Below are 1364 nucleotides of genomic sequence, written 5' to 3' on the forward strand. Positions count from 1 at the left end.
ATGAAATCGCTCATTGGCGCCCTGGCAATCATGTCCCTGACCGCGGGAACGAGTCATGCCGCAGTCTCCCCGCAGGAAGCTGCCGCACTCGGCAAGACCCTGACACCCTGGGGAGCCACGGTCGCCGGCAACGCAGCCGGGACTATTCCGGCCTATACCGGTGGCCTGCCGCCGTCCACCCAGCCGGAGGGTTTTAAGTCCGACTCCGGCTTCTGGGCCAATCCCTATGCCAGTGACAAGCCGTTGTTCATCATCGACAACAAGAATGTCGCGCAGTACGCCGATCAGCTTTCCGACGGTACTCAGGAACTGATTAAGCGCTTCCCCGGTAGTTACACCGTCACGGTCTATCCGAGTCGACGCAGTGCCCGTTACCCCGACTGGATCAATGAAAACAGCATTGCCAATGCCAGCCGCTGCAAGACCATCGACGATGGTCTTGCCGTGGAAGGCTGTTTCGGTGGGGTGCCGTTCCCGACCCCGAAAACCGGCCACGAAGTGGTCTGGAATGCACAGTTGCATTACCGCGGCGCATCACTCCTGTTGACGGGCCAAGGCTGGTATGTCGACGCCAAGGGCAGCAAGGTACTGACCAACGGCACCAGTGCGGCCAGCGATTCGCAGTACTACAACAAGGCATTGGATGTCGATAAGTTCGCTTCGCTGGGGCTTTACCAGACGTTCCTGAACATCTACACCGCACCGGCACGCAATGTCGGAGAAGGCAACCTGATCAGGTACTACGTCAACCCCAACAAGAATCCCAACGCGACCTGGAACTACTCCCCTGGCCAGCGGCGTGTCCGTCGTGCACCGGATGCCGAATACGATTTTCCTGTATCGACTTCTGGCGGTGCCATGCTTTACGACGAGATCTACATGTTTTCCGGCAAGCAGGACCGGTATGACATGAAATATCTGGGCGTGAAGGAAATGATCATCCCCTACAACAATTACGACTGGGCGCAGACCACTCCGGCCAACCTGCTGGCCGACAAGCACCCCAATCCGACGGTTATGCGCTGGGAGCTGCATCGCGTGCACGTGGTCGAGCTCACTCTGAAGCCAGGCATGCGTCACGTACAGCCCAAGCGTCGCTTGTACTACGACGAGGACATTCTGGCTGCCGGGATGTCAGACGGCTGGGACGCCTCTGGCAAACTGGCAAAGTCGATCTTCCTACCGTCTTACCAAATGTACGACAAGCAAATTCCGTTCGCCTCGCCGTTCTGGATCTACGACTTTGCCACCGGAGTCTACTATCACTCCTCCATTTCTGCCGGGGCCAAGGGGGTGAAGGTGTTCGACGAACTGAAACCGCTGACGTTCTTTACGCCTGAGTCTCTTGCGCGACAGTCTCAGCG

Annotated in this window: 1 protein-coding gene; it reads left to right on the forward strand. The window is 58.1% G+C overall.

Translation table 11 applies throughout. The annotated features are described in order from the left end of the window. The coding region (locus Q8X51_RS32125) for a DUF1329 domain-containing protein (RefSeq protein WP_407695011.1) at positions 1-1364 on the forward strand (1364 nt) is incomplete at both ends.

The organism is Pseudomonas sp. Yb2C2 (assembly GCF_052112325.1).
GTDB lineage: Bacteria > Pseudomonadota > Gammaproteobacteria > Pseudomonadales > Pseudomonadaceae > Aquipseudomonas > Aquipseudomonas marginalis.